We start from the raw sequence: 22,128 nt of genomic DNA, 5'->3' as shown, positions 1-22,128 counted from the left end.
TGCTTGGCTGTTCGGTGGCGAATCGGTACTTTTGCAACCGAAACCCATAAAAAAAGGAGAACCTCAAAATGGCAAAAATAACCGTACTTTCGACTTCTATCAATGTAATGACCATCAAGGATGAAGATTACATTTGTCTTACAGATATGCTCAAAGCCAAAGACGGCGATTTTTTTTATAGCAGACTGGTTGAGGAACAGAAATACCCTCGAATATCTGGGGATATGGGAAAAGCTGTATAACCCCGCTTTTAATTATGGCGAATTCGCCGCAATTAGAAACCAAGCCGGATTGAACAGCTTTAAAATCAGTGTAAAGGAATACGTCGAAAAGACCAATGCCATCGGCATACAAGCAAAAGCCGGGAGGTATGGTGGAACGTATGCGCACAAGGACATTGCCATACCGATGCCATCAAGCAGAACCTTATCCCCGAAGAAGTTACCCCGCAGCAAGCCTCACGCATTTATGCCAGCGAGGCCGATGTGCTGAACGTAGCCATGTTTGGCATGACCGCCCTTGAATGGCGCGACGCACATCCCGACCTCAAAGGCAACGTGCGCGACTATGCCAATATCAACGAGCTGATTTGCCTCTCGAATATGGAGAATCTGAATGCCGTCTTCATCAACGACGGCATCCCGCAGCATGAGAGGCTTCTCCGCCTCAATCGGATAGCCATAGAACAAATGCAGCTTTTGGAAGACGTAAACAAGAAGTATCTGAAATAGCAGCTTCCCCTCCTCCAACACTCCCCCTTTCATACAGAACGCTTAATAAGGAAAGAAATCTAAAATTAAGCGTATATGAACAAGAAAACATTCTCTCTCTTTGTCCGCAGGCGCAGCGTCCGCGCTATTGTGCTACTGACAATAACCGTCACCGCCATGCTTGCCTCGTGCAGCAGCGAAGACATGACAGACAACTCCGTGGAAACCTTGCCCGAAGGCATGTATCCGCTGACGTTCACCGCCACGCAGGGCGAAGTGGTGGCAACACCGCAGAGCCGTGTATCTGAAAACACGGACGGAGCAAGCAGCAAGTGGACGGGCGGCGAAGTAATAAATGTAGCTATCGGTGCAGGTGGATTGGGGACGGCAACAGACATTACCTGTACGCTGAAAGCGGACGGCTCCGTGAGTACATGCAGCAAACAACTGTATTGGCAAAACACACAATCGTCCACCGTCAGCGCGTGGTATTCCAACATCGCAGGACAGGGAACGATGACGAACAACACTGTCAGTCTTGACAAGCAAAATACAGCCAATGGACTTGCCTACGTGCTGAAAACAGATGAAATAAGCCCGAAGTATAACACCGACAACGGTAAAATAGCATTGAACTTCAAGCACCAACTTGCCAAAGTACGGGTAAAGGTAGTGAAAGGTTCTTATACTGGTGATTTGAATGTCACCGCCGTAAGCGTAAATGGATATACCTCCTGCACCGTCAGCAATGGTGACGTATCACCAAGCGGTTCTCTCAATCCCATTCAGATGAAACAGAACGGCGACTATTGGGAAGCCAACCTCGTGCCGGGCACCGGGGCATTGGGTGATGTAATCACCATCAATGCCGATAGCAAGAGCACTACCTGCACGCTCGCCTCTGCTGTCACACTCACGGCTGCACAAATGTACACCTATGAAGTGACGGTGAATCAGGCCGGACCGACAGTAATCACCGGTGGACAAACCATCACTGAATCGGGCAACTATATCATAAAAGGCGAATTTACACAAGGCATTACCCTGAATGGGGATAACATCAAGCTGACGTTGGATAATGTAACTGCCAATACCGACACCCCAATCAAAATACTCAGCGGTACACCGGTCATCAAAATAACAGGTACAAACAAGTTCACCACGAAGGATGGTACACCTGGCATCCACTTGGATGGAAGCGATGCCAATGTGGAAATAACGGGGGATGGTTCGGAAAGCAGCTCATTGGAAATAAAAGTTGAGGGTACTAATAATGGATTCCCAGGTTCCGGCATAGGAAGTTTTGGCTCTTATAACAGTTGCGGAAATATTAAAATTTCAAATATTAAACTTACAGTACAAGGCGGCTATGATTGGTCGTATGATGCAAGTGGTGCAGCTATTGGTACAGGTGCAGGCTGGAGTGGGTCATGTGGTAGTATCACGATTGAGAAGAGTGTTGTCTTTGCCACAGCATTAACGTCTGCGGCAGCTATAGGCTTTGGGAGTAATGATAGTAGAGGAGGGAGTATTCCATCTATCACCATTACAGATTCCCAGCTTAACCTCACGGTAACAGGTGAAGGTGCAGGCATAGGTTTTGGACTTAATTATAGGAATGTTGCACAAACATTAGGACCCGTAAAAATCACCTCCTCCAACGAAAACGAAAGTACATTTTTCGCAAAGGAAAGATTCAATGTGGAAGGTTATAAGGTTGGGAAATCATCGAACAATTACTCCAATCAAAGCTGGGAAGGTGTTACCTTTAATGGGAAAACACTGGTTGACGGTAGCAGTAACGGATATAAATAATCTTGCTTTTCCCGAAGTAGCACTTCGGGAAAAGTAAGGAGAAACAGAGAGAAACGAAATATAGTATCAACTCTAAAATTGAGTGATTATGTACGAAGTAAGACAAAATAAGGAACAAGTTTCACTGCGGATTGATGCCGGTGGAACAAGGCAGAGAGCTGTTTTTAAAGATAACAGACATCAAAATCTCTTAATTTTCAAATGGTACATATGATTGCGGACCGTTTTGGAGCACCGCTTACACCCAATAATTTAGTAGTATTAACCCCCAATTGCGAATAATCAAATGAAGCTTCATGAGGACGCTGTAGCCAATTAACTCGTCTTTTTTAATCTAACTGCCCGAAAGCCCTCAAAAGCCTTCGGGCGGTTTCGTATATTTACACTTGTACCAGCTTAATAAAGTAGACTATAAGCTATCGGCCAATTTATTTAGATTAAGAATATTTTCTTCCGGGTCTGCAAAAGCATTCATTTCGTATAGAAACGCTTTCATCGCATTCAAGTCTTCTCCGTATAGCGCAGAACTGAATTTTTGAACTTTCAACATGGCGTTGATGTATACATTCGGGTCATTTTGTCGGGTAAGCTTGCGAAGAGACAGTAAATAGTCATTGCGAAAAACGGTAGGTATAATGATTTTGGATTCATTTGCAGCCGATAGTTCCGCATTCATCATTACACGAGCAATACGCCCGTTCCCATCGTTGAAAGGGTGTATTTCACTAATCATAAACATAATGAACAATGCTTTCGCAAAAGGTGTTCGCAGAGCCTGATAGTATTCAAATCCTTTCAGTAAAGTACCTTTGACAAGAGTAAAATCAACAAAATTCGTATTACCCGCCCGGTTATTCTGCATTTTGAACATACCGGGCTTCTTACTTTGCCGTGCAGACAGCATAATCCGGTGCCTGGATTGCAGAATCTGAATCAGTTCCTCTGCCGATTTCGGTACTATTGACATTTCCCGCTTGTTTGATACGATATAGAATGTACCTAAAACATCGTGTGAATCTTCATTACGGGCTTCCATCGGCTGGTTGGTTTCTATGATTCGTTGTGCGTCTTTCACCTCGAACTCTGTTCCTTCTATATAGTTGGAAAAATAGCTCTCGAAAAACGCAAAATTCCGATAGGCACATTCTGTTATGTTTTTATCCGGATAAGACCTAAATTCCATTTGCTGAAGAGCAGCGAACAATATCCCGAACAACTCATAGCGTCCCGGGTCATAAGGTTCCCCGAAAGCACGGGCTGCCGCCAAAGGGGATTTTAAAATTTGGGCAGGATGGGTCGCAAGTAATGCGCTGATAATCGTATTCAGCTTTTCAAATTCGGATTCCATATTCAAAGCGGATGCTACTTCCCGTGATTTATCCCGCAATTCGTTAATTGCAGTTTCTCCGTTTGTACGAATGATAATCTCTAATTTTTCCTCTATGGTCTGTTGTGGCAATGTTTTAGACTCATCTCCTTGCTTTCTGGATACTTGCATATTTTCCAAAAAAGCTCTTTCCGGTCGGGACAGATACAATCCTTCAATAAACGGAGTATCTTCCGGCATTCCACCTTTTCCTTCCATCAAATGAATGGTGATACCCGGCAAAGAAATATTTTTCGTATAAGAATAAGTCAAAAAGATATGTCCGCCGGGGGTGGGTTTAAATTCAAAAGCTGACCTATGGCTGATGACGGCCTGAGGATATAGCTTCCCCAATAGAATGAAAATATTTCTCCTGATAATATTTTCAGGTTGGTCAGTCAAATTTGACGTGTAAATCTTAGGTGCAATTTTTCTTATGACACCTTCTTTGACAAGTTTGGCTATACGTTTTGATTCCGCTTTATCGGAAGATGAGAACAAAAGTTCCTGTAACTGTATTCGGAGATTTTTTTCCATTATAAATCACTGTTTTTGCAAAAGTAGGCAGAATTTTCCATTATAACAGGGTAAATAGGAGAATTTTGTCGATTATAGCTCGCATCCTAACAAAAAATCAACAGAAGCCCGTAAATCAGTGAAATGTATAACTATATCGGGGAAACGTTTAGTGCCTCAGCCTGCATCTTCGGCTACCTTTGCACCGTGAAACTTAATAAGATAGCGAAATGGCATTTATCATCCTATTCCTGATTTTAGTATTCTTCCCCGATGTATATATCGGCTGGTCTTTTCTTAGAGGAGCGTCCGTTCTCTGGAAAATCGTGTTTGCATTACCCTCCGTCATACTTCTTGCAACCTTAGTGGCAGGCGCTTTGGGGCATTATCAGAACTGGCTGATGAACCTTTTCTTCGGACTGCTGGTCTGCGTCACCCTTCCCAAGTTGCTGTTTACGGTCGTTTCGCTTATCGGTCGGCTCGTTGCGGTCGTTTCGCCAGGCAGTTATCCGGTTATCAATATCGTGGGCGTGGCGGTCGCGGTGATAGGATGTTGTGCATCTGCCTATGGCTTGGCTTATGGCTGGAAGCATGTTGTGACCAAGCATATCGAGGTGACATCCGGCAAGCTGCCTGCCACATTCGACGGCTACACCATCGTCCAACTCTCCGACTTCCATATCGGGACGTATGAAAGTGCGCCGAATACCGTCCATGAGATTGTAGAGAGAGTGAATGCGCTGCAACCCGATTTGATAGTCTTCACCGGCGATTTGGTCAACGTATCCCCACAGGAGCTGAACCCCTTCATGGATGCCTTGAAACAACTCCGGGCAAAGGACGGTGTCCTATCCATCTTGGGCAATCACGATTACTGCACGTATCAGCATTACGACACCGCCGACGGGGCGCTCAGAAACTTGGAGGAGCTGAAGCGACGGGAGAAAACCATCGGATGGGATTTGCTGCTGAACGAGCATCGCGTCATCCAAAGAGGCCGTGACAGCATCGTCATTGTGGGCGTGGAGAATGACGGCAAACCGCCTTTCCCAAGCCGGGCAGACCTGCCCAAAGCGTTGAAAGGCACAGATGATGACTGTTTTAAGGTACTGCTGAGCCACGACCCCACCCATTGGCGGCGCAACATCTTGCCGGAAACCAATGCCGTGCTCACGCTTTCGGGGCACACCCACGCCATGCAGCTCAAATTGGGAAGCTACTCTCCGGCTGCCTTGACTTATGCCGAATGGGGCGGACTGTACAGCGAGGCGGACAGATACCTGCATGTCAGCACAGGCGTGGGCAGCAACGTAGGTTTCCGCTTCGGGGCTTGGCCTGAGATAGATGTCATCCGATTAAGAACAAAATAAAGATACCGTATATGGAAAAGCAAGCAAAAAGAGTGTTGGTGCTATCAGCCGTAGCCCGCAAGGGGGGCAATACCGACCGTATCAGTGAGGAATTTGTCAAAGGGGCGGAAGCCGAAGGGCATACGATAGAAAAGGTTCAGGTCCATGCCATGACTATCAAAGGCTGCATCGGTTGCCGTGCGTGTCAAAGCAACGGGGGCAAGTGCGTGCTGCGTGATGATATGGCTGCCGTCTATGACAAGATGAAGGAGGCGGATGTCCTTGTGTGGGTTACGCCCGTCTATTTCTACAGCTTCAACTCCCAACTGAAAGCGGTGATGGACCGTACATTTGCCATTGAACATGTCATCAAAGACAAGACCGCCTATCTGATAGCATCGGGTGCGGCTCCTAAAGTAGAATACATGGCTCTGCTCACCGACCATTTCCGCAAATACCTCAGTTGCTTCAACCACATCACCGAGGGCGGCATCGTGATAGGCTGCGGAACCACCAATAAAGGTGATATAGACGGCTCGCCTGCTCTGCAAGAGGCGTTTGAAATGGGGAAAAATATCTAACTCAAAACTTTTAGGAGTTAGAAGGAGTTAAAGGGAGTTATCGCCCGCAAGCGGGCTGAGGAATTAAAGGCCGATAGTCCTTGTTTGCAAAAAAGAGCATCATCTATCAGAGTAACGGCTCCACTTCTTCACTCCTTCACTCCCGAAAACAGAAACTTGAATATCTAACAGCAACAATATAAACAAGAAGAATATGGAGAACTTTAATTTTTGTATCGGAACAAACATCGTCTTTGGTAAAGACGAAATCGCACAACTGCCTGCATTGGTAAAGCCTTTTGGCTGCAAAGTGCTGCTTACTTATGGTGGTGGAAGCATCAAGCGCATCGGTCTTTATGACCGTGTGAAAGAACTGCTTTCCGATTGCGAGGTATATGAACTGAGCGGCATTGCACCCAACCCTAAGTTGGAAAGTGTAGAAGCAGGTGCTAAGATTTGCAAAGAACACGGCATTGATGTGATTGTCGCTGTGGGTGGCGGTAGCGTGATTGACTGTTCAAAGGGCATTGCAGCGGCTGCACTCTATGACGGTGAACCGTGGGACATCATCAATCGTAAAGCTGAAATTACACAAGCTTTGCCTATCATTGCTGTACCAACCATGGCGGCAACAGGAAGCGAAATGGATGCAGGCGCGGTGGTTTCCAATCCTGCAACGAAAGAGAAAGTAAGTTTCTTCAGTCCTCATATCTTGCCTAAGGCATCTATCCTTGACCCAACTTACACCTTCACCGTATCGGCTTATCAGACGGCTTCGGGATGTGCCGATATTCTCTCTCATTTGTGGGAGCAGTATTTTGTGGCAAAGAGCACATTTATGAGCGATATGCTGGTGGAGAGTGTGATAAAGACTATTATCCACTATGCACCGATAGCCCTTGCAGAACCGGAAAACTACGAAGCCCGCGCACAATTACTTTGGGGAAGTAACATTGCCGATAACGCCACGCTTTGCAATGGCAACGGCTTGTGTGTATTTGGTGTTCATGCGATGGAGCACGAACTGAGTGCCTATTATGACATTGCTCATGGCGTAGGTCTGGCTATCCTTACTCCCCACTGGATGCGCTATGTATTAAAGAAATCTCCCGAAACCGTGACCGCACGTTTTGCCCACTACGGTCGTGCCGTATGGGGATTGGAAGATGCAGATGAAACCGCTTTGGCACAAAAGGCAATTCAAGCCACCGACGACTTCCTGCATTCACTCAATATTCCTATGACTCTTAAAGAAGTAGGCATCGGAGAAGAACATTTCAAAGAAATGGCCGCACACTGTGTGGCAACCGAACAAACTGCTTACTCTTGGGTTCCTCTCGATGAGAATGATGTGGAATCTATTTTTAAGATGTGTTTGTAAACATATCTCCGAACAAATATTGCTTGTAACAGAGGGCACGGGTTGGTATCAAGAAGAAGGAACGACAAAGATTGTTTTTTGTCGTTCCTTGTTACATTATATCCTAAATCCTCTGTTTGACAGAGCCGTTACTACCGTAAAAACTGTATCATCACGTGTAAGCACATCATCGGCACAAAACTGAAAAATTTATTTGGAATGAACCAATTCAGCAAATAATATGAGCTAAAAAGGCAAGTATGTATGGTTCACTCTTTGTACCTTTGCAGTGTGAAAGTTTAAAAGTTCACGGAATTGTTATGGGTAAATTTCTAAAAATACCAGCGGCTTTAGTAAGCGAACCAGTAGGATACGGAACGCTGCTGATGGATGGTTGTTCGGTCATCGAACAGTGCATACACAATATGGAATGTAAAGGAACCATGTTTCTTCAGGAACACATGCTCATTTTCATGCTTGAAGGCATCATCGTTCTTAACCACGGTAAGCAAACCTACACAGTCCGCAAAAATGAAATGATATTACTGAGAAAATCGACTTCGATTCAATTTGAAATGATAGGCGACGCAAGCAATGACAATATCTATGACGGAACAATGATTTGTATAAAGGACGAATTACTGAAAGAGTTCGTGAAAACAACCGATGTAAAAATGCCGCATATCGCCGGAGAAATAACAGCTTCGGTCAATCCGATGAATGAGCGCCTGATTACTTTCATCCGTTCACTTAAGCCCTATTTCAACGCACCTTCGCCCGTAAGTCCCGCACTATTGAAATTAAAAATAATGGAACTGCTTTTCGATGTTTCGGAATGCAGCCAGCATACATTCCGGCAAATATTACAATTGCTTCAACCTGTACGTGCAAACATACGCCACGTGGTCGAGCAAAATTATGCCAGTCCGATAACACTTCCTGAATTGGCTTACCTTTCAGGGCGCAGCCTGTCGAGTTTCAAACGGGATTTCCAATCAATCTACAATATGCCGCCCGCCCAATGGATACGCATAAAACGTTTGGAAAAATCATTGGATATGTTGAAAACTACACCGATGACCGTTTCCGAAATATGCTACACAATGGGATTTGAAAGCCCTGCACATTTTTCACGAATATTCAAGGAGCAGTACGGCTATCCGCCGACGCAATATAGACAATAACTTAAAAAACAATTAAAAAATGAATCAAATTATTTTGTACCGCATACTACTTGTAATTGCGGTAGTAGCAATCATTGTCCTTTCCGTAAGGCTGTTCAGCAACAAGAAAGAGACGGAAATCATTGTAAAAGAGGGAGAAGAAGAACCTGTCAACTCCGAAAAATGGGTAAAAACAGCCCCTCAACAAATCGTTGAAAATCCCATTACACTGGCAAAAGACGGATGGTTTGCCCTTGCCACGGGTAAAGAAGACGATATGAATGCCATGACCATTTCGTGGGCTACTATCGGGCATCTGTGGGAACGGCCGGTACTTACGGTGTATGTTCATCCGAAGCGCTATACACACGGATTAATGGAGCGGAACGATTATTTTACAGTCACCTCCTTCTCCGAAAAAGACCGTGAAAAATTGAGTTATCTCGGCAGCCATTCGGGACGGAACGAAGATAAAATAAAGAATGCGGGGCTGACAGTAGAATACACCGAACTCGGTAATCCTACTTTCACGGACGGACGACTGATGATTGAGTGCCGCAAACTCTATTCGGGAACATTTGACCCTACGGGATTTCATCAGGAAAAAAACTCTGTTTTCTCAGAAGACGATATCAGTATCTACACCATGTATATAGGCGAAATTGTCAATGTTTGGGTTAAGGAATAATTTATCAGCAGTAAAAAAGATGAAGAAGTTAATAATCGTAATTCACCCGAATATGAATGATTCAATATACCGCCTTTTCTCCATACGGATAGAATAAAGTAGAATTACTAAATTCTTGCATGCCTGCCGTACAGGATACCTGAACCATATCTCAAACGTATTTTCGCCGTACCTCCTCCGTAGTTTCTCCATGCAAAGTACCATAAAAACGGGGAAAGTATGGAGAAACTACGGAGGAGGTATGGTGAAAACAAGATAGAACCAGACGGAAAACAACCGTGGTAAAGAGGCTCTGTCTCCTATTCCTGATTTTTCTTCATAAAAACATCTGCCATCCGTTTTCTTTTGCTAAATTTGCATTTTGTAATCTTCAGAACAGAGATGAAAGCAGAACCAACAACATATAGTTTACTAAATTCCATTTTATACCCCGAAGACCTGCGCAAGCTCAGTGTAGAACAGCTTCCCGAAGTTTGCAAAGAATTGCGTCGGGACATCATTAAGGAAGTTTCCTGCAATCCCGGACATTTTGCCGCCAGCTTAGGTACGGTAGAGTTGACCGTTGCCCTGCACTATGTTTACAATACTCCCTACGACCGCATTGTATGGGACGTGGGACATCAGGCTTACGGACACAAGATTTTGACCGGACGCCGTGAAGCATTCTCCACCAACCGGAAATTCAAAGGTATCCGCCCCTTCCCGTCTCCTGACGAAAGCGAATATGACACTTTCACATGCGGGCATGCCTCAAACTCCATTTCAGCAGCTCTCGGCATGGCAGTGGCCGCATCCAAGAAGGGAGAAAAAGACCGCCATGTGGTGGCCATCATCGGCGATGGAAGCATGAGTGGCGGATTGGCATTCGAAGGGTTGAACAACGCCTCATCTACGGCCAACAACCTGCTCATTATCCTGAATGACAACGACATGGCAATAGACCGCAGTGTAGGTGGCATGAAGCAGTATCTGTTCAATCTGACTACAAGCAACCGCTACAACCAGCTACGCTTCAAGACCTCCAAATTATTATTCAAAATGGGTGTCCTGAACGAAGATCGCCGCAAGGCACTGATACGCTTTGCCAACAGCTTAAAGTCTATGGCAGCCCAACAACAAAATATCTTTGAAGGGATGAATATCCGCTACTTCGGTCCAGTTGATGGACACGATGTGAAGAACATAGCCCGTATCCTACGGGACATCAAGGATATGGAAGGTCCTAAAATCCTGCATCTGCATACCGTCAAGGGGAAAGGCTTTGAACCCGCCGAAAAGAATCCGGGCATCTGGCATGCACCGGGCAAATTCGATCCGGCAACGGGAGAACGTATCAAGACAGATACCAGCAACCTTCCTCCCCTCTTTCAGGATGTGTTTGGCGAAACACTGATCGAACTGGCACGGCAAAATTCAAAGATCGTGGGTGTAACTCCCGCCATGCCCACAGGATGCTCCATGAACAAGCTCATGGAGATTATGCCCGACCGTGCTTTCGATGTGGGCATTGCCGAAGGCCATGCAGCCACTTTTTCCGGCGGTATGGCTAAGGAAGGTATGCAGCCTTTCTGCAATATATACTCATCCTTCATGCAACGGGCATACGACAATGTTATCCACGACATTGCCATCCTCCGCCTTCCCGTCGTGCTATGCCTCGACCGTGCAGGGCTGGTAGGCGAAGACGGTCCGACACACCACGGTGTTTTCGACTTGGCTTATTTCCGTCCGATTCCCAATCTGACTATATCTTCCCCTATGAACGAACATGAGTTGCGCAGCCTCATGTACACGGCACAACTGCCCGATAAAGGGCCGTTCGTGATTCGCTACCCTCGCGGACGCGGTGTGCTACTGGATTGGAAATGCCCGTTGGAAGAGATCCCGATAGGCAAGGGGCGCAAACTGAAAGATGGAAAAGACATTGCAGTCTTAACTCTCGGCCCGATAGGGAACGTTGCCTCACGTGCCATTGAACGGGCAGAGAAAATGAAAGGAGTCACTATCGCCCATTATGATCTGCGTTTCCTGAAACCTCTGGACGAAGGAATGCTGCACGAAGCAGGATGTAAATTCCAACGTATCATAACCATTGAAGACGGTATTCTGAAAGGCGGCATGGGAAGTGCCGTATTAGAATTCATGGCTGACAACGGATATACACCCAAAGTACGGCGCATCGGTGTGCCCGACACTTTTATAGAGCATGGAACGATACAAGAGTTACATCACCTGTGCGGAATGGATGAAGAAGGGATTTATAATCAATTGACTATTGACAATTGGTAATCGACAATTATGAAAATAATCATTGCAGGTGCCGGCGCAGTAGGCACACATTTGGCTAAACTGCTGTCACGTGAAAAGCAGGATATCATTTTAATGGATGAGAACGAAGAAAGGCTGAGTACCCTGAGTTCTAACTTTGACTTGATGACAGCTACGGCATCCCCCACCTCCATAAGAGGTTTAAAAGAAGTAGGGGCAGGTGAAGCCGACCTGTTCATAGCCGTCACTCCCGATGAAAGCCGGAACATGACTGCGTGTATGTTGGCGAATAATCTCGGAGCGCAGAAAACCGTTGCCCGCATCGACAACTATGAATACCTGCTGCCCAAGAACAAGGAATTCTTTCAAAAGTTAGGGGTGGATTCACTGATTTATCCGGAAATGCTCGCCGCCAAAGAAATAGTATCTTCCATCCGCATGAGTTGGGTGCGCCAATGGTGGGAGTTCTGTGGAGGCGCCTTGATACTGATAGGTACAAAAATGCGTGAAAAAGCAGAAATTCTTGACATTCCTCTCTATCAGTTAGGAGGTCCGGAACTGCCTTATCACGTAGTGGCCATCAAAAGGAACAACGAAACACTTATCCCACGAGGTGACGACACCATCAAGCTGCATGATATCGTTTACTTCACCACTACCCGCAAATATGTTCCTTACATCCGCAAGATAGCCGGCAAAGAGGATTATACCGATGTACGCAATGTAATGATTATGGGGGGGAGCCGCATAGCCGTACGCACCGCGCAATATGTTCCGGACTATATGCAGGTGAAAATTGTAGATAACGATTTGTCCCGTTGCAACCGGCTGACAGAAATCCTTGATGACAAAATCATGATTATCAATGGAGATGGGCGCGATATGGACTTACTGGTAGAAGAAGGACTGAAAAGTACGGAAGCTTTTGTCGCCCTCACCGGAAATTCAGAAACCAATATACTCGCCTGTCTTGCCGCCAAACGCATGGGAGTCAGCAAAACGGTGGCGGAAGTAGAAAATATAGACTATATAGGCATGGCCGAAAGCCTTGACATCGGTACTGTCATCAACAAGAAAATGATTGCTGCCAGCCATATTTATCAAATGATGCTCGACGCAGATGTCAGCAATGTAAAGTGCCTGACGTTTGCCAATGCAGATGTGGCAGAATTCACGGTGAAAGCCGGATCCAAAATCACCAAGCATCCGGTAAAGGATCTCGGCTTACCGAAAGGAGCCACCATCGGAGGTCTGATTCGTCAGGGCGAGGGCATCGTGGTTATGGGTAACACCCAGATAGAGCCGGGTGATCATGTTGTCGTATTCTGCCTGAACATGATGATAAAAAAAATAGAAAAGTATTTTAATTAAACACCGTGATCAACTTTAAAACAATCATACGCATTATCGGCGTTCTGCTATTGCTGGAAACAGTCATGTTCATTTGCTGTTCCGGTGTATCCTGGTATTATGGAGAAAGCGATATTGTCGATTTTTGGAAAGCAGGAGCCGTTACAGCAGGGGCCGGGCTATTACTGGCCGCCCTTGGCAAAGGAGGCGAACGGCAACTGACACGCCGGGATGGATATGTATTGGTAAGCTTTGCATGGATAGCTTTTTCACTTTTCGGCATGCTTCCATTCTATATCGGTGGACACATACCCGATATAACCAATGCTTTCTTTGAGACGATGTCCGGTTTCAGCAGTACAGGAGCCACTATTCTGGACAATATAGAGTCATTGCCACACGGAATACTGTTTTGGCGCAGCATGACACAATGGATCGGCGGTCTGGGAATCATCATGTTCACCATCGCCGTACTTCCCATTTTCGGAGTCAGCGGCTTACAGGTCTTCGCAGCAGAAGCAAGCGGCCCCACACACGACAAAGTGCATCCTCGCATCGGCATCACAGCAAAATGGATCTGGAGTATCTATGCAGGTATTACCGGCCTTCTTGTGGTATTGTTGATGATAGGAGGAATGGGATGGTTTGACAGTATATGTCATGCTTTTGCAACTACCGGAACAGGGGGATTCTCTACCAAACAGGCAAGCGTTGCTTACTACAACTCTCCTTATATAGAGTATGTCATTTCCATTTTTATGTTCATTTCCGGCATCAACTTCACCTTGTTGCTATTGTTCGTCAACCGGAAATTCGGAAAATGTATCAGCAATGCGGAGCTAAAATGGTATTTCTGGTCAGTCGTATCTTTTACCGCCGTAATAGCCACAACACTCTATTATACCAGCCCCATGAACGCCGAAGAATCTTTCCGCAAATCTTTATTTCAGGTAACTTCCCTGCATACTTCCACCGGCTTTGCCACAGATGACTACATGCTGTGGCCTCCCGTATTATGGGGATTGCTCACCATTATAATGATTATGGGAGCCTGCGCCGGAAGCACCACAGGAGGTTTGAAATGCATCCGCATGGTCATACTCACAAAAGTCTCGCGAAATGAATTCAAGCATATCATTCACCCCAATGCCATATTACCGGTAAGAATCAATAAACAAGTGCTGTCCTCCTCCACTGTTTCCACGGTTCTTGCATTCTGTTTCATCTATCTGGTCATTATCATAATCAGCACCTTGTTAATGATGGCCATGGGGATAGGCTTTGAAGAATCCATAGGTTGCGTCATTTCCAGTATCGGCAACATGGGACCGGGACTGGGTGAGTGTGGGCCCGCCTATTCTTGGAGTGCTTTGCCCATAGCGGCCAAATGGTTGTTGGCTTTTCTCATGCTGTTGGGGCGTTTGGAACTGTTCACCGTATTACTTTTGTTTAATCCCGAATTTTGGAAACGGAATTGATTTAGGATAAAAAGTGTAAAAATAATCATTTTTGTTATGCAGAGATAGCAAAATGAGAGATACTTATTATATCTTTGCAACCTGAAAAGAGAGATTTTGAGTATGAAGCAATGCATAAAACTCAGTTTATTTATCATATTTGCAGCCTTATTGCATAACAATGCAATAAAAGCGGCAGACGTTTTATGCATCCCCAACGGCAACAAAACCGAATGTTGCTTTCTGTCACAAGCTCCTTCCACACAACAAACTGTACACACCCCCTACGATCACTTTCTCATCGTGTCTCTCTGCATAGAGCATGCTGACAGCATTCAAGTGCCGGGCAACAAGAGTCTTTCATTGCGTACAAACTTGTTGAAAATGCAGTTGAACGCTTATTCACCGAAATGCGACCGATTGTTGCATTCATTTCCCCCACCTGTTCCAGATACCCATTATTACGTATTCGGACTAAGAAAAATTATCATTTAAACGGAGTACAAGTCGGAAGACTTGTTTTCCTACTTCGCCGGACAGCAATTCAGAGGTATTGTCATCCGGCGTGATGTATCTATTATATATATCTAAAATCTTATCAGATTTATGAACTTTACTTTGTTAGTGGTCGTCTTGCTGACGGCAATCGCTTTCGTGGGTATCGTCATCGCGCTTTCAAATGCGATAGCTCCACGTTCGTACAATCCACAGAAGATGGAGCCGTATGAATGTGGTATTCCTACCCGCGGCAAATCATGGATGCAATTCAGGGTAGGTTACTATCTGTTTGCCATCTTGTTTCTGATGTTCGAAGTGGAAACCGTATTCCTGTTTCCCTGGGCTGTCATCACCCGCGAATTAGGGGTGACAGGGCTTTTCAGCATTTTATTTTTCCTTACTATATTGGTTCTGGGCCTTGCATACGCCTGGAGGAAAGGAGCTTTGGAATGGAAATAACCAAAAAACCGAAAATAAAATCTATTCCTTATGAGGAATTTACAGACAACGAGACGTTGGAAAAACTGGTTCGCGAGCTTAATGCGGGAGGCGCCAATGTGGCTCTCGGCGTACTGGACGATTTTGTCAACTGGGGACGCAGCAATTCATTATGGCCTCTTACATTTGCAACCAGTTGTTGCGGTATCGAATTCATGGCTCTCGGCGCGGCCCGCTATGACATGGCGCGCTTCGGGTTCGAAGTAGCCCGCGCCAGGCAGACATGATTATGGTTTGCGGAACAATCACCAACAAGATGGCTCCGGTACTGAAACGTCTTTACGACCAAATGCCCGATCCGAAATATGTAATTGCCGTAGGCGGCTGTGCCGTCAGCGGAGGTCCGTTCAAGAAATCCTACCATGTAGTGAACGGAGTGGACAAGATTTTGCCGGTAGATGTCTATATCCCCGGTTGCCCCCCGCGTCCCGAAGCTTTTTATTACGGCATGATGCAACTGCAACGCAAAGTGAAGGTTGAGAAATACTTCGGTGGAGTAAACCGAAAGGAATAAACGAAATATCTATTCAATATATGGAAATAAAATATATAGAGCCCTTAGTCCTGCACGATGAGATGCTCCGTCTGCGAAAAGAAAAGCAGATGGATTTTCTGGAATGCCTCAGCGGTGTAGATTGGGGAATGCCCGATGAAAAAGATGCTCCGGACACTCCTCGCGGACTCGGTGTGGTCTATCTTTTAGAATCGACCGTCACCGGTGAACGGATGGCAATACGCACCGCCACCCTGAGCCGCGAATGTCCCGAACTTCCTTCGGTCAGTGATATCTGGAAGGCGGCCGACTTCAACGAACGTGAAGTGTATGATTTTTATGGCATAGTTTTTATCGGCCATCCCGACATGCGCCGCCTTTATTTGCGCAATGACTGGATAGGCCATCCCATGCGCAAGGACAATGTTCCGGAAAAGGACAATCCTCTGCGTATGGACAATGAAGAAACCATTGATACCACTACGGAATTGGAACTCAATCCGGACGGCACTGTCAAGAATAAAGAGCTACAACTTTTCGGCGACGAGGAATATGTAGTAAACATCGGTCCACAGCATCCTGCCACACATGGCGTGATGCGTTTTCGCGTGTCATTGGAAGGCGAAACCATCGAAAAAATTGACGCCAACTGCGGCTACATCCACCGGGGAATAGAGAAGATGTGCGAAAGCCTGACTTATCCGCAGACTCTGGCCCTGACCGACCGGCTGGACTATCTGGGCGCGCACCAGAACCGGCACGCGCTGTGCATGTGCATTGAAAAAGCGATGGGTATCGAAGTGAGCCAGCGGGTGCAATACATCCGCACCATCATGGACGAATTGCAGCGAATTGATTCACACCTGCTGTTCTACTCCTGCCTTGCCATGGACTTGGGAGCATTGACTGCCTTCTTCTACGGTTTCCGTGACCGCGAAAAGATACTCGACATCTTCGAGGAAACTTGCGGCGGACGCCTCATAATGAATTACAATACCATTGGCGGCCTGCAGGCGGACATTGCTCCCGGCTTTGCGAAGAAAGTAAAAGATTTCATCCCTTACCTGAGAGGCATCCTACATGAATATCACGAGATATTCACCGGCAACATCATTGCCCGGCAACGCCTGAAAGGTGTAGGCATACTATCACGGGCAGATGCCATTGCCTTCGGCGCTACCGGAGGCACAGGACGTGCCAGTGGTTGGGCATGTGACGTACGCAAACGCATACCTTATGGAGTATATGATAAGGTGGAGTTCACCGAAATAGTGCGTACCGAAGGCGATTCCTGGGCACGATACCTTGTCCGCATGGATGAGATACTGGAGAGCCTGAAAATCATAGAGCAATTGATTGACAATATTCCGGAAGGTGCATATCAGGAGAAGATGAAACCGATTATCCGTGTGCCTGAGGGCAGCTATTACGCTGCCGTAGAAGGCAGTCGCGGCGAGTTCGGCGTCTTCCTCGAAAGCCATGGTGACAAGACACCCTACCGTATGCACTTCCGCAGCACAGGACTGCCACTGGTATCGACAGTGGACACCATTTGTCGCGGAGCCAAAATCGCCGACCTCATTGCCATTGGCGGAACATTGGATTATGTAGTACCTGATATTGATAGATAATATGTTTGACTTTAGTATAATAACCAACTGGATTCACCAGACACTGACTTCCCTGATACCGGAGGGTCTGGCTGTTTTTCTTGAATGTGTGGTGATAGGCGTGTGCATTATCCTGATGTATGCCGTTCTTGCCATCATACTGATCTATATGGAGCGCAAGATATGCGCTTTCTTCCAATGTCGCCTGGGACCGACGCGTGTAGGAAAATGGGGGCTCTTACAGGTTCCGTGTGACGTTATCAAGATGCTTACGAAGGAAATCATAGAGTTGCGCTTCACCGACCGGTTTCTTTATAATCTGGCTCCGTTCATGGTGATCATCGCTTCATTTCTCACTTTCGCCTGTCTGCCCGCAGGCAAGGGTCTGGAGGTGCTGGACTTCAACGTGGGTGTATTCTTCCTGTTGGCAGCTTCGAGCATTGGCGTGGTGGGCATTCTGCTGGCCGGATGGAGCAGCAACAACAAGTTTTCTCTTATCGGGGCTATGCGAAGCGGAGCGCAAATTATCAGCTATGAACTGTCGTGCGGGATGAGCATCCTGACAATGGTAGTGCTGACGGGAACCATGCAGTTCTCCCAGATAGTGGAAGCACAGGCCGACGGCTGGTTCATCTTCAAAGGGCATATCCCTGCCCTGATTGCCTTCATCGTCTATCTCATAGCCGGAAATGCGGAAACCAACCGGGGGCCTTTCGACCTGCCCGAAGCCGAAAGTGAGCTGACGGCCGGATATCACACAGAATACTCCGGCATGGGGTTCGGTTTCTTCTATCTGGCCGAGTACCTCAACCTTTTTATCGTGGCTTCGGTGGCGGCCACCATCTTCTTGGGAGGCTGGATGCCGCTTCACATCACAGGGCTCGATGGACTGAACGCGGTGATGGACTACATTCCCGGCCCGGTCTGGTTCTTTGGCAAAGCCTTCTTCGTGGTATTCCTGCTGATGTGGATCAAGTGGACTTTTCCACGCCTGCGCATCGACCAGATTCTGAATCTGGAATGGAAGTATCTGGTTCCCATCTCAATGGTGAATCTTATTCTGATGGTGTTAATCGTAGTATTTAAATTGCATTTCTAAAAGATGAAACAGAACTCTTATTTAGGCGGACTTATACACGCCATCGGCTCCCTGCTGACAGGTATGAAGACCTCCATGACTGTATTCCTCAGGCAGAAGACCACGGAGCAATATCCCGAAAACCGCGCCACACTGAAGCTTTCGCCCCGCTTTCGCGGCACACTGATCATGCCTCACAATGACAATAACGAGCACCGATGCGTGGCTTGCGGCCTGTGTCAGATGGCTTGTCCCAACGACACCATCCGGGTGACCTCACACACGGTGGAGACGGAAGACGGCAAGAAGAAGAAAGTATTGGAAAAGTATGAATATGACCTCGGCTCGTGCATGTTCTGCCAACTTTGCGTGAATGCCTGCCCTCATGATGCCATCACCTTCGACCAGAACTTTGAGCATGCCGTATTCGACCGCACAAGACTGGTACTGACGCTGAACCATCCGGGAAGCCACACAGAAGAGAAAAAGAAATCTGCCACTCCGCAATCCGAAGCGGCAAAGCAAGCAGTAATCTGCACAAACAATAACTTGTAAACAGTAATTAATGACATGGAAATAACTCTCGAAACAGTAGTATTCTACTTCCTTGCGGCTTTTATCACCGTATTTTCCATCCTTACGGTGACAACCCACCGCATGGTGCGTTCGGCCACCTACCTGCTGTTTGTCCTTTTCGGCACAGCCGGCATCTACTTCCTACTGGGATATACCTTCCTCGGCTCGGTGCAGGTCATGGTATATGCCGGTGGCATCGTGGTGCTGTATGTCTTCTCCATCCTGCTTACCAGCGGTGAAGGAGACGTTGCGGCAAAACTGAAACGCAGCAAGTTCCTTGCCGGACTGGGAGCCACCGCAGGAGGCGCCGTCATCGTATTGTTCATCACCCTGAACCATAAGTTCATTGCCACCACAGACGTGCAGCCTCTGGAAGTCAACATCCGCACCATCGGCCACCATATGCTGAGTGGCGAGAAATACGGTTACCTGCTGCCCTTCGAAGCAGTCAGCATATTGCTGCTGGCATGTATCGTGGGTGGAATATTAATTGCACGTAAAAGATAAAAGAAAAGAATTATGATACACATGGAATATTATCTGATAGTCTCGGCTGTCATGTTCTTTGCCGGCATTTACGGGTTCTTCACCCGCCGCAACACGCTGGCCATACTCATCTCAATAGAGCTGATACTGAACGCCACCGACATCAACTTTGCGGTATTCAACCGTTTCCTGTTTCCCGGAGGTCTGGAAGGCTATTTCTTCTCCCTGTTCTCCATCGCTGTCTCAGCGGCCGAAACAGCAGTGGCCATCGCCATCATGATCAACATCTACCGCAACATCCGCAGCATCCAGGTGAACAAACTGGACGAGATGAAATGGTAAATGAAAACTAAAATCGAAAATTAGAAATTATGGAATATACGATTCTGATACTTCTGCTTCCTTTTCTCTCCTTCCTGACCTTGGGACTGGGGGGCAAATGGATGTCGCACCGCACGGCCGCACTTATCGGCACTGTGGTATTGGGCGCGGTAACCGCACTATCCTACCTCACCGCGGCACTGTACTTCAGCGCTCCCCGGCCACCTCACGGCGCATTTGCCACGCTGATGCCCTACAACTTCACATGGCTGCCCTTCACGCCATCGCTCAGTATTGACATGGGCATCCTGCTCGACCCCATTTCAGTGATGATGCTTATCGTCATCAGCACCGTTTCGCTGATGGTGCACATCTACTCCTTCGGTTATATGAAGGGCGAACGCGGATTCCAGCGTTACTACGCTTTCCTGTCACTGTTCACCATGTCCATGTTAGGACTGGTGGTAGCGACGAACATCTTCCAGATGTATCTTTTCTGGGAACTGGTGGGCGTATCTTCCTACCTGCTGATCGGTTTCTACTATACACGGCCGGCTGCCATTGCCGCCTCGAAAAAGGCGTTCATCGTCACCCGCTTTGCCGACCTGGGCTTCCTTATAGGCATCCTCTTTTATGGTTACTATGCAGGAACCTATACCTTCCGACCGGAGGAAACGGCACTGATAAGAGGCGGGGCCGCCATGCTTCCATTAGCATTGGGACTGATGTTCGTCGGCGGAGCCGGAAAGAGCGCCATGTTCCCCCTGCACATCTGGCTGCCCGACGCCATGGAAGGACCTACTCCGGTCAGCGCACTGATACATGCAGCCACAATGGTGGTGGCAGGTGTCTATTTAGTGGCGCGCATGTTCCCCTTGTTCATAGCATACGCTCCCGACGTGCTGCATGCCATAGCCTACGTAGGAGCGTTTACCGCCTTCTATGCCGCCGGTGTGGCATGCGTGCAAAGTGACATCAAGCGCGTGCTGGCCTTTTCCACTATCTCACAAATAGGTTTCATGATAGTGGCACTCGGCGTATGCACATCCGCCGATCCGCATCATGGCGGACTGGGCTATATGGCCAGCATGTACCACCTGTTCACCCACGCCATGTTCAAGGCATTGCTCTTTCTCGGAGCCGGAAGCATCATCCACGCCGTGCACAGCAACGAGATGTCCGCCATGGGCGGGCTGTGCAAGTATATGCCTGTCACGCATATCACATTCCTGATAGCCTGCCTTGCCATTTCCGGCATCCCTCCATTCTCCGGCTTCTTCTCCAAAGACGAGATTTTGACTGCCTGCTTCCGGTTCAGCCCTGTCATGGGATGGATCATGACGGTGATAGCAGGCATGACGGCATTCTATATGTTCCGCCTCTATTACGGCATCTTCTGGGGTGCTACGCCTACCCAGAAGATATCGTCAAGTGATGAAAGCCATCACATACCTCACGAAAGTCCTCTGACAATGACAGTGCCATTGATACTACTTGCAGCAGTGACTATCGTAGCGGGCTGGCAATTCATCCTTCCCTTCGGTCACTTCATCAGTGCCGATGGAACAGCCTATGACATTCATCTCGACGCGGCAGTAGCAGGCATAAGCATTGTCGTAGCCGTAGCCTCCATCGCGATAGCCACTTATATCTATGCAGGAAGCAAACAACCCGTGGCCGACACACTTGCCCGGCGTTTCAAGGGACTGTGGACAGCCGCCTACCACCGCTTCTACATGGATGAAGTCTATCAGTTCATCACCCACCGCATCATCTTCGGCTGCATCTGCCGCCCCATCGCATGGTGGGACCGTCATGTGGTCGATGGCTTCTTCAACTTCCTTGCATGGAGTGCCGAAGCCACCAGTGACGAGATACGCGGCCTGCAAAGCGGACGCATCCAGCAATATACGTTCGTATTCCTGCTGGGCACATTGGCACTGATAGTATTGCTGCTACTGTAAAT

Annotated in this window: 17 protein-coding genes and 2 pseudogenes; 18 read left to right on the top strand and 1 reads right to left on the bottom strand. The window is 47.3% G+C overall.

Going from position 1 to position 22,128, the window contains the following annotated elements:
- Window positions 1-68 precede the first annotated feature (68 nt).
- A pseudogene (locus BACHE_RS06600) lies at window positions 69-731 on the top strand (KilA-N domain-containing protein).
- Between the two features lie 75 nt (window positions 732-806).
- Window positions 807-2,525 (top strand): fimbrillin family protein, encoded by a 1,719-nt coding sequence (locus BACHE_RS06595; RefSeq protein WP_013546913.1) that lies wholly within the window; start codon window positions 807-809, stop codon window positions 2,523-2,525.
- Window positions 2,526-2,934: 409 nt separating this feature from the next.
- Here BACHE_RS06595 and BACHE_RS06590 read toward each other — a convergent pair whose 3' ends face one another.
- Window positions 2,935-4,428 carry a Fic family protein gene (locus tag BACHE_RS06590; protein ID WP_013546911.1) on the bottom strand — a complete coding sequence of 498 codons (1,494 nt, stop codon included), beginning with the start codon at window positions 4,426-4,428 and terminating at the stop codon, window positions 2,935-2,937.
- A 209-nt stretch (window positions 4,429-4,637) separates the two neighbouring features.
- On the opposite strand from BACHE_RS06590, the gene BACHE_RS06585 reads away from it, so the two are divergent.
- The 16 genes and pseudogenes from BACHE_RS06585 (at window position 4,638) to nuoL (ending at window position 22,126) form a co-directional block, all read left to right on the top strand.
- Window positions 4,638-5,777, top strand: coding sequence for a metallophosphoesterase (locus BACHE_RS06585; protein ID WP_013546910.1), 1,140 nt, complete (start codon window positions 4,638-4,640; stop codon window positions 5,775-5,777).
- An 11-nt stretch (window positions 5,778-5,788) separates the two neighbouring features.
- Complete coding sequence (locus BACHE_RS06580) at window positions 5,789-6,337, top strand: flavodoxin family protein (RefSeq protein ID WP_013546909.1); 549 nt, start codon at window positions 5,789-5,791, stop codon at window positions 6,335-6,337.
- A gap of 193 nt (window positions 6,338-6,530) precedes the next feature.
- Window positions 6,531-7,697 (top strand): iron-containing alcohol dehydrogenase, encoded by a 1,167-nt coding sequence (locus tag BACHE_RS06575; protein WP_013546908.1) that lies wholly within the window; start codon window positions 6,531-6,533, stop codon window positions 7,695-7,697.
- Window positions 7,698-7,996: 299 nt separating this feature from the next.
- Window positions 7,997-8,860, top strand: coding sequence for a helix-turn-helix domain-containing protein (locus BACHE_RS06570; protein ID WP_041579712.1), 864 nt, complete (start codon window positions 7,997-7,999; stop codon window positions 8,858-8,860).
- 19 nt (window positions 8,861-8,879) lie between these two features.
- Window positions 8,880-9,527, top strand: coding sequence for a flavin reductase family protein (locus BACHE_RS06565; protein ID WP_013546906.1), 648 nt, complete (start codon window positions 8,880-8,882; stop codon window positions 9,525-9,527).
- 381 nt (window positions 9,528-9,908) lie between these two features.
- Window positions 9,909-11,816: a 1-deoxy-D-xylulose-5-phosphate synthase gene (dxs, locus tag BACHE_RS06560; RefSeq protein ID WP_013546905.1), complete on the top strand. Its 1,908-nt coding sequence runs from the start codon at window positions 9,909-9,911 to the stop codon at window positions 11,814-11,816.
- Window positions 11,817-11,825: 9 nt separating this feature from the next.
- Entirely contained in the window at window positions 11,826-13,166 is a 1,341-nt protein-coding gene (gene trkA, locus BACHE_RS06555) for a Trk system potassium transporter TrkA (RefSeq protein ID WP_013546904.1), read from the top strand.
- A 5-nt stretch (window positions 13,167-13,171) separates the two neighbouring features.
- Complete coding sequence (locus BACHE_RS06550) at window positions 13,172-14,623, top strand: TrkH family potassium uptake protein (RefSeq protein WP_013546903.1); 1,452 nt, start codon at window positions 13,172-13,174, stop codon at window positions 14,621-14,623.
- A gap of 585 nt (window positions 14,624-15,208) precedes the next feature.
- Window positions 15,209-15,559: an NADH-quinone oxidoreductase subunit A gene (locus tag BACHE_RS06540; protein ID WP_013546901.1), complete on the top strand. Its 351-nt coding sequence runs from the start codon at window positions 15,209-15,211 to the stop codon at window positions 15,557-15,559.
- A pseudogene (locus tag BACHE_RS06535) lies at window positions 15,550-16,112 on the top strand (NADH-quinone oxidoreductase subunit B). The gene BACHE_RS06540 and the pseudogene BACHE_RS06535 overlap by 10 nt, the downstream one beginning before the upstream one ends.
- Window positions 16,113-16,132: 20 nt before the next feature.
- Window positions 16,133-17,722, top strand: a complete 1,590-nt coding sequence (locus BACHE_RS06530) for an NADH-quinone oxidoreductase subunit D (RefSeq protein ID WP_013546900.1) — start codon at window positions 16,133-16,135, stop codon at window positions 17,720-17,722.
- Window position 17,723: 1 nt separating this feature from the next.
- Complete coding sequence (gene nuoH / locus BACHE_RS06525) at window positions 17,724-18,800, top strand: NADH-quinone oxidoreductase subunit NuoH (RefSeq protein ID WP_013546899.1); 1,077 nt, start codon at window positions 17,724-17,726, stop codon at window positions 18,798-18,800.
- Window positions 18,801-18,803: 3 nt separating this feature from the next.
- On the top strand, window positions 18,804-19,334 hold the full coding sequence (locus BACHE_RS06520) for a NuoI/complex I 23 kDa subunit family protein (RefSeq protein ID WP_013546898.1): 531 nt from the start codon (window positions 18,804-18,806) through the stop codon (window positions 19,332-19,334).
- A 15-nt stretch (window positions 19,335-19,349) separates the two neighbouring features.
- Window positions 19,350-19,862 (top strand): NADH-quinone oxidoreductase subunit J family protein, encoded by a 513-nt coding sequence (locus tag BACHE_RS06515; protein WP_013546897.1) that lies wholly within the window; start codon window positions 19,350-19,352, stop codon window positions 19,860-19,862.
- A gap of 12 nt (window positions 19,863-19,874) precedes the next feature.
- Window positions 19,875-20,183: an NADH-quinone oxidoreductase subunit NuoK gene (gene nuoK, locus BACHE_RS06510; protein WP_013546896.1), complete on the top strand. Its 309-nt coding sequence runs from the start codon at window positions 19,875-19,877 to the stop codon at window positions 20,181-20,183.
- Window positions 20,184-20,212: 29 nt separating this feature from the next.
- Window positions 20,213-22,126, top strand: coding sequence for an NADH-quinone oxidoreductase subunit L (nuoL, locus tag BACHE_RS06505; protein WP_013546895.1), 1,914 nt, complete (start codon window positions 20,213-20,215; stop codon window positions 22,124-22,126).
- Window positions 22,127-22,128: the final 2 nt, after the last annotated feature.

It is taken from the genome of Bacteroides helcogenes P 36-108 (assembly GCF_000186225.1).
GTDB lineage: Bacteria > Bacteroidota > Bacteroidia > Bacteroidales > Bacteroidaceae > Bacteroides > Bacteroides helcogenes.
Note: the sequence above shows the minus strand (reverse complement) of the source record. Positions and strands in the feature narration are given on the sequence as shown.

What these genes read in the sequence shown, in the direction of transcription:
- BACHE_RS06575 (WP_013546908.1), top strand. Translation starts at nt 6,531, where the DNA reads ATGGAGAACTTTAATTTTTGTATCGGAACAAACATCGTCTTTGGTAAA.
- BACHE_RS06515 (WP_013546897.1), top strand. Translation starts at nt 19,350, where the DNA reads ATGGAAATAACTCTCGAAACAGTAGTATTCTACTTCCTTGCGGCTTTT.
- BACHE_RS06580 (WP_013546909.1), top strand. Translation starts at nt 5,789, where the DNA reads ATGGAAAAGCAAGCAAAAAGAGTGTTGGTGCTATCAGCCGTAGCCCGC.
- BACHE_RS06585 (WP_013546910.1), top strand. Translation starts at nt 4,638, where the DNA reads ATGGCATTTATCATCCTATTCCTGATTTTAGTATTCTTCCCCGATGTA.
- BACHE_RS06565 (WP_013546906.1), top strand. Translation starts at nt 8,880, where the DNA reads ATGAATCAAATTATTTTGTACCGCATACTACTTGTAATTGCGGTAGTA.
- dxs (WP_013546905.1), top strand. Translation starts at nt 9,909, where the DNA reads ATGAAAGCAGAACCAACAACATATAGTTTACTAAATTCCATTTTATAC.
- trkA (WP_013546904.1), top strand. Translation starts at nt 11,826, where the DNA reads ATGAAAATAATCATTGCAGGTGCCGGCGCAGTAGGCACACATTTGGCT.
- BACHE_RS06570 (WP_041579712.1), top strand. Translation starts at nt 7,997, where the DNA reads ATGGGTAAATTTCTAAAAATACCAGCGGCTTTAGTAAGCGAACCAGTA.
- nuoK (WP_013546896.1), top strand. Translation starts at nt 19,875, where the DNA reads ATGATACACATGGAATATTATCTGATAGTCTCGGCTGTCATGTTCTTT.
- BACHE_RS06595 (WP_013546913.1), top strand. Translation starts at nt 807, where the DNA reads ATGAACAAGAAAACATTCTCTCTCTTTGTCCGCAGGCGCAGCGTCCGC.
- BACHE_RS06520 (WP_013546898.1), top strand. Translation starts at nt 18,804, where the DNA reads ATGAAACAGAACTCTTATTTAGGCGGACTTATACACGCCATCGGCTCC.
- nuoL (WP_013546895.1), top strand. Translation starts at nt 20,213, where the DNA reads ATGGAATATACGATTCTGATACTTCTGCTTCCTTTTCTCTCCTTCCTG.
- BACHE_RS06590 (WP_013546911.1), bottom strand. Translation starts at nt 4,428, where the DNA reads ATGGAAAAAAATCTCCGAATACAGTTACAGGAACTTTTGTTCTCATCT.
- BACHE_RS06540 (WP_013546901.1), top strand. Translation starts at nt 15,209, where the DNA reads ATGAACTTTACTTTGTTAGTGGTCGTCTTGCTGACGGCAATCGCTTTC.
- BACHE_RS06530 (WP_013546900.1), top strand. Translation starts at nt 16,133, where the DNA reads ATGGAAATAAAATATATAGAGCCCTTAGTCCTGCACGATGAGATGCTC.
- nuoH (WP_013546899.1), top strand. Translation starts at nt 17,724, where the DNA reads ATGTTTGACTTTAGTATAATAACCAACTGGATTCACCAGACACTGACT.